Here is a 6000-nt window from a genome sequence, read left to right as displayed (position 1 = left end):
TCACGAAGGTGCAGTCCCAGCTGTGAAACGCCTCCTCCAAGAGATCTGGCTGGCCCCGCGTAATCTCGCGATCGGGATCATGCAGCTTTACCGGCGCCTCATATCGCCACTGTACGGCGATGTCTGCAGGTATTATCCATCCTGTTCCCGGTACTCTATGGAGGCGTATCAGCAGCGCGGTTTAGTCGTCGGAATCGTGCTGACGGTTTGGCGGCTGTTGCGCTGTAACCCCTTTAGCGGCGGCGGTATCGATGACGTACCTACCCGCAAAGTCACACACTTTGAAATAAACTCCCGCGGATTCGTCCGCCCCCGCTTGTGAAAGGCCTGATCCAGTGAACTTTTTCGAGACCATACTCTGGCCGCTGAGGTGGCTGGTTGAGGTCGTGCTCGTCCTCTGGCATCAGCTCTTTACTGCGATGGGAATGAACGCAGCGAGCGGCCTCACCTGGGTTCTCTCGATCATCGGCCTCGTCATTGTGGTTCGGTCGGCACTCATCCCCGTGACCGTCAGGCAGATCAAGTCACAGCGCCGAATGATGGACATTCAGCCTGAGATGAAGAAGATCCAGACGAAGTACAAGGGCAAGAACGACCAGTTCTCGCGCGAGGCAATGAGCCGCGAGACGATGGCGCTGTACAAGAAGCACGGCACCAACCCGTTCTCGTCGTGTCTCCCGATCCTCATCCAGATGCCGGTCTTCTTCTCACTCTTCTACGTGCTCCGTAAGGCGTCTGAGAACACCGAGGGCATCGGCCTCATGGATCGCGAGCTCACCGACAGCTTCAACGCCGCATCGATCTTCGGCGCGCCGCTGAAGATGAACTTCACCCAGGGCTGGGAATCGCAGAACTGGGTCGTCGTCGGCCTGCTCGGCGCCATCGTGATCTTGATGATCTCGTCGCAGTTCTTTACGCAGCTGCAGATCATGTCGAAGAACGTCTCCGACGAGACGAAGGCCTCGCCGATGTACCGCCAGCAGAAGATCATGCTGTACATCATCCCCTTCGCGTTCCTCTTCTCGGGCGTCACCTTCCCCCTCGCACTGAACATCTACTGGATGACCTCGAACATCTGGACCATGGCGCAGCAGGGCATCGTCATCAACACCATGCCGAACCCGGGATCGGACGCATGGCGCGCACGCCAGGAGCGCCTCAGGGCAAAGGGTAAGCTGACTGATGACGCCCCCGAGGGTCCGGCATCACCGGCTCTGCCGCAGGGGCAGCGTCAGCAGCCCGTGAGCGCCAAGCGCGCCAAGAAGAAGAAGTGAGGACGCCCGTGACTGAAGAGCGTGAATTCTCTGAGGCCGAGGAAGTGACTCTCGAGACGCTTGAGGCTGACGGAGATCTAGCGGCGGACTATCTCGAGGGGCTGCTCGATATCGCCGACCTCGATGGCGATCTCGATATCACCGTAGAAAACGGCCGAGCGTACGTGTCGGTCACTGGTGGCGGACAGAGCATCGATCGGATCGCGAATCCTGACACGGTGCAGGCTCTGCAGGATCTCACCCGTCTCGCCGTGCAGGCGAAGACTGGACGGTTCTCACGGCTGATCATCGATGTCGCGGGGTCGCGGGTCGCCCGTGAGACCCAGCTCACCGGCATGGTCGACGCTGCTATTGCGCAGATCGCTGCTGGCCGTGACGAGGTACGCCTCGAGCCGATGTCGTCATACGAGCGTAAGCTCGTGCATGATCAGGTGGCGGATCGCGGATACCACTCAGAGTCGCAGGGCGAGGGCAAGGGCCGCCGTCTCGTCATTCGCGCAGCCTAGTTAGGTTTCACGTGAAACACGATGACCGGAACGTCACTGCGGGCGTCGAGCCCGTGGGTGTGCTCGAAGCTGAACCCGCGGCCGCAGCCGTGCTCGCTGGCGAACGCATCGAGGTCCTGCGCGCATTCGCCGCTGACCTTGCGGAGCGTGGCGAAGAGCTCGGGCTGATCGGCCCGCTCGAACTCCCCCGACTGTGGACACGGCACCTGCTCAACAGCGCGGTGCTTGCTCCGCTGCTTCGTGAGGGCGGGCGAGTTGCCGACATCGGCACCGGTGGCGGAATGCCAGGGCTCGTGCTCGGTATCATCCGGCCCGACGTCGAGGTGTTCCTCGTCGAGCCGATGGAGCGACGTTGCGCTTGGCTGAATGAGCAGATCGAGCGACTCGGCCTCACCAACACACACGTGAAGCGGGGGCGCGCGGAGGAATTCCACGGCGCATTCGAAGTGGATCAGGTCACCGCGCGCGCGGTGACTGCGCTGCGCAAACTCGTTCCCCTGACCGTCCCGTTGCTCCGGGAAGGTGGCGAGTTGCTCTTCTTGAAGGGTGCCGCAATTCACGAAGAAATTGAGGCAGCCCAGAAGGTGCTGCGCAAGTTCAAGCTGCGCGACATCGAGGTCACCGAGCTGGGCGCAGACCTCTTGACTGAGAGCACCAGGGTGTTCCGGGCTAGGGTGGGTACTCATGGCTGAGAAACCACTCGTCGCGGATCACCTCGAGGACAAGATTAAGCGCCGCAAACGGCTCGCGACCACGCCCTCTCCCCTGCCCAAGCAGACCCGTATCGTCACGGTGTCGAACCAGAAGGGTGGGGTCGGTAAGACCACCACGACGGTCAACCTTGCTTCCGCCCTCGCCCGGCGCGGGGCGAACGTGCTGGTGATCGACCTCGATCCGCAGGGCAACGCCTCGACCGCGCTGGGCGTCCCCCACCGCCCCGAGATCACGAGCGTCTACGAGGTGCTCATCGGCGATGCGACGATTGCTGAGGCCCTGCAGGTCTCGAGCGACCACGAGAATCTCATGTGCGTGCCCTCGACAATCAACCTGGCCGGCGCCGAGATCGAGCTCGTCTCCATGGTCGCGCGTGAGCAGCGACTACGAACTGCCCTCGACGCATTCCTAAAGGAATCAGAGCGCGAATACCACTACGTCTTCATCGACTGCCCGCCGTCGCTCGGGCTCCTCACCATTAACGCGTTTGTCGCGGGTGGCGAGGTACTGATTCCGATCCAATGCGAGTACTACGCGCTCGAGGGCCTGAGCCAGCTGCTCGGAAACATTCAACTCATTCAGAAGCATCTGAACCCGGAGCTGCAGGTTTCGACGATTCTGCTCACGATGTACGATGCCCGCACCAATCTCGCGCAAGAGGTCGCCAACGAGGTGCGCGAGCACTTCCCCAAGGAAGTGCTCGACGCGGTCATCCCACGTTCAGTACGGATCTCCGAGGCGCCGAGCTACGGGCAGACAGTGCACGAGTACGACAGCAGCTCAATCGGGGCCCTTGCCTATCTTGAGGCCGCGGCTGAAATGGCTGATCGTGGCATACCCACGGCAGTCAACGAACAGGGAGTGTAGCGATGGCAACGAAGAAGCGCAGCGGCCTGGGTCGCGGAATAGGAGCACTCATTCCGCAGTCACCCTCCGAGGGCGAACGCCCGGTCGACGTCTTTTTCCCGTCGGCTCCGACCGCCGGCGCAACGCGCGAGACGGCCGGCGGTGTGCATGCCGCGGCCGACGATCTGGTCGCCGTACCTGGCGCCGAGCTGCGCTCGTTGCAGGTCACGGACATCGTTCCCAACCAGTCCCAGCCGCGCACCAAGTTCGACGAGGAAGCCCTCGAAGAGCTCACCCACTCGGTCCGTGAATTCGGGGTCTTCCAGCCCATCGTGGTGCGTGAGATCACGCCGAAGCCACGGTCTGGTGCGCAGTACGAACTCATCATGGGTGAGCGCCGACTGCGTGCCTCCAAGCGTGCCGGGCGCGACACGATCCCCGCGATCGTGCGCTCTACCGCCGACGAGCACATGCTCCGCGATGCGCTGCTCGAGAACCTGCACCGTGCACAGCTGAACCCGCTTGAAGAGGCTTCGGCCTACCAGCAGTTGCTCGCTGACTTTGGGATTACCCAGGAGCAGCTGGCGGAGCGAATTGGCCGCTCGCGGCCCCAGATTTCGAACACGATCCGACTCCTCAAGCTGCCCGAGCCCGTGCAGACTCGAGTTGCCGCTGGGGTACTCACGGCGGGCCACGCACGCGCGATCCTCTCCCTTGATGGTGACGTACAGGCGATGCAGTCGCTGTCGGACCGCATCGTGAACGAGGGGCTCTCCGTCCGCGCCGCTGAGGCAGTCGCCGGTGAAACCCCCAAGCGAAAGTCGCCGAAGGCACGTCCGGGGGCGGTGCAGGCGCAGCTCGAAGAGATCGCTGACAGGCTCGGCGACCGCTTCAATACGCGTGTTGCTGTGAAGCTCGGCGCCAAGAAAGGCCAGATCGCGATCGATTTCGCGACGATCGCCGACCTCAAGCGCATCCTGGGTGAACTCGGAGACCCTGGCTTCAACTAGCGAGCCCCTCCGAGGGGTGGCGCTCACGAATCGGGAGGAACCAGAATCCCCCGGATCGCGCGGCGCCGCCGGGATCCTCCGGATCGCACGGAACCGGAATCCCCCGGATCGCGCGGCGCGCGCTAACGAGGCACCGGAGTCGCGAGGTGCCCGAATCTGCGATGCCCCCGAGTCCCGTGGCCCCCGTTTAATCCATTCCGACCCGTTTTTGGCCTTCGCAAGAGTCGGTCTGAATTAATCGGGGCAGTGAGGATCTTGGGTGCCCAAATAAGTTCGGCCCGTTCCCCCTTGCTGGAGGAACGGGCCGAACCTATGAGCTCTTGGCTTAGATAATGCCGGTCAGCTCGTTTTCGATCATCTGCTTCGGCATGGCGCCGATGATCTCGTGGACCTCTTTGCCACCCTGGAAGACCTTCATCGCGGGAATCGAGGTGATTCGGTACTGCGCCGCGAGCGTCGGGTTCTCGTCGACGTTGAGCTTGGCGATGAGGAGCTTGCCCTCCTGCTCCTTGGCGATTTCGTCGAGCACGGGAGCAATTGCCCGGCAGGGACCGCACCAGGCTGCCCAAAAGTCTACGAGAACAGGGATCTCGCTCTGCAAGACGACCTTCTCGAAGGTCTGCTCGTCAACGATGATGGGTTCGTTCATGGTGAACTCCTTAAACTTTGGCTGCTGATTAACCGGCGACTGCGGCTGGCTCGGATGCGGCCGCAACGGCGGCGAGGTAACGCTCGGCGTCAAGGGCAGCGACGGTTCCCGACGCGGCAGCGGTGACGGCCTGACGGTAGCTGGGGTCGATGACGTCGCCCGCAGCGAAGACACCGGGTACTGAGGTGATTGAGGTGCGCCCCTCGACGGAGATCGTTCCCTCGTCGGAGATGTCGAGCTTGCCGTGCACGAGGTGGGTGCGCGGATCGTTGCCGACTGCGATGAAGAGGCCCTCGATGGGCAGCTCGCTTTCGGTACCGTCGACGGTGTTGCGGAGGCTGAGCTTGTCAGCCGATCCCTCGCCGTGGATCTCGGTGACCTCTGAGTTCCAGATGAACTCGATCTTCTCGTTGTCGAAGGCACGCTGCTGCATGATCTTCGAGGCCTTGAGCGAGTCGCGGCGGTGGATCACGTAGACCTTCTTCGCGAAGCGAGTGAGGAAGGTGGCCTCCTCCATCGCGGAGTCGCCGCCGCCGACGACCGCAATGGTCTTGTCGCGGAAGAAGAAGCCATCGCAGGTGGCGCACCAGGACACGCCGTGCCCCGAGAGGCGCTCTTCGCCTGCGACACCGAGCTTGCGGTAGGCCGAGCCTGTGGCGAAGATCACCGAGCGGGCCTCATGCACGTTGCCGCTCGTGTCGGTGAGGCGCTTGATGTCGCCGGAGAAGTCGACCTCGGTGATGTCGTCGTAGACGACCTCGGTGCCGAAGCGCTCTGCCTGCTCCTGCATCTTCTGCATGAGATCAGGGCCCTGGATGCCCTCAGGGAAGCCTGGGAAGTTCTCGACGTCTGTTGTGTTCATGAGCTCGCCGCCCATGCTCACCTGGCTCGCAAACATGAGCGGAGACAGTTCAGCTCGTGCGGCGTAGATTGCCGCAGTAAACCCGGCCGGGCCTGAGCCGATAATGATGACCTCGCGCATGATTCTCCTTGTGCTGTGC

General features: G+C 62.5%; 8 protein-coding genes. 6 read left to right on the top strand and 2 right to left on the bottom strand.

Going from position 1 to position 6000, the window contains the following annotated elements; genetic code table 11:
* Window positions 1-22 precede the first annotated feature (22 nt).
* From yidD to ACI1US_RS10115, 6 genes are read left to right on the top strand one after another with little or no spacing between them, the layout of a single operon-like run.
* Window positions 23-322 (top strand): membrane protein insertion efficiency factor YidD, encoded by a 300-nt coding sequence (yidD, locus tag ACI1US_RS10140; protein WP_416549986.1) that lies wholly within the window; start codon window positions 23-25, stop codon window positions 320-322.
* A gap of 13 nt (window positions 323-335) precedes the next feature.
* Entirely contained in the window at window positions 336-1274 is a 939-nt protein-coding gene (gene yidC, locus ACI1US_RS10135; RefSeq protein WP_461640158.1) for a membrane protein insertase YidC, read from the top strand.
* An 8-nt stretch (window positions 1275-1282) separates the two neighbouring features.
* Window positions 1283-1780: a Jag family protein gene (locus tag ACI1US_RS10130; RefSeq protein ID WP_461640156.1), complete on the top strand. Its 498-nt coding sequence runs from the start codon at window positions 1283-1285 to the stop codon at window positions 1778-1780.
* 53 nt (window positions 1781-1833) lie between these two features.
* Window positions 1834-2472, top strand: coding sequence for a 16S rRNA (guanine(527)-N(7))-methyltransferase RsmG (rsmG, locus tag ACI1US_RS10125; RefSeq protein ID WP_461640160.1), 639 nt, complete (start codon window positions 1834-1836; stop codon window positions 2470-2472).
* Window positions 2465-3361 carry a ParA family protein gene (locus ACI1US_RS10120; protein ID WP_461640154.1) on the top strand — a complete coding sequence of 299 codons (897 nt, stop codon included), beginning with the start codon at window positions 2465-2467 and terminating at the stop codon, window positions 3359-3361. Before rsmG ends, ACI1US_RS10120 begins: the two co-directional genes overlap by 8 nt.
* Window positions 3362-3363: 2 nt before the next feature.
* Entirely contained in the window at window positions 3364-4350 is a 987-nt protein-coding gene (locus tag ACI1US_RS10115; RefSeq protein WP_461640152.1) for a ParB/RepB/Spo0J family partition protein, read from the top strand.
* Window positions 4351-4675: 325 nt separating this feature from the next.
* Here ACI1US_RS10115 and trxA read toward each other — a convergent pair whose 3' ends face one another.
* On the bottom strand, window positions 4676-4999 hold the full coding sequence (gene trxA / locus ACI1US_RS10110) for a thioredoxin (protein ID WP_461640150.1): 324 nt from the start codon (window positions 4997-4999) through the stop codon (window positions 4676-4678).
* Window positions 5000-5027: 28 nt separating this feature from the next.
* On the bottom strand, window positions 5028-5981 hold the full coding sequence (gene trxB / locus ACI1US_RS10105) for a thioredoxin-disulfide reductase (RefSeq protein WP_461640148.1): 954 nt from the start codon (window positions 5979-5981) through the stop codon (window positions 5028-5030).
* Window positions 5982-6000: the final 19 nt, after the last annotated feature.

It is taken from the genome of Leucobacter sp. BZR 635, from assembly GCF_048061935.2.
In the GTDB taxonomy this organism is placed as follows: domain Bacteria; phylum Actinomycetota; class Actinomycetes; order Actinomycetales; family Microbacteriaceae; genus Leucobacter.
Note: the sequence above shows the minus strand (reverse complement) of the source record. Positions and strands in the feature narration are given on the sequence as shown.

Coding starts and splice junctions, on each gene's coding strand:
- trxA (WP_461640150.1), bottom strand. CDS start 4,999: ATGAACGAACCCATCATCGTTGACGAGCAGACCTTCGAGAAGGTCGTC.
- ACI1US_RS10120 (WP_461640154.1), top strand. CDS start 2,465: ATGGCTGAGAAACCACTCGTCGCGGATCACCTCGAGGACAAGATTAAG.
- ACI1US_RS10115 (WP_461640152.1), top strand. CDS start 3,364: ATGGCAACGAAGAAGCGCAGCGGCCTGGGTCGCGGAATAGGAGCACTC.
- trxB (WP_461640148.1), bottom strand. CDS start 5,981: ATGCGCGAGGTCATCATTATCGGCTCAGGCCCGGCCGGGTTTACTGCG.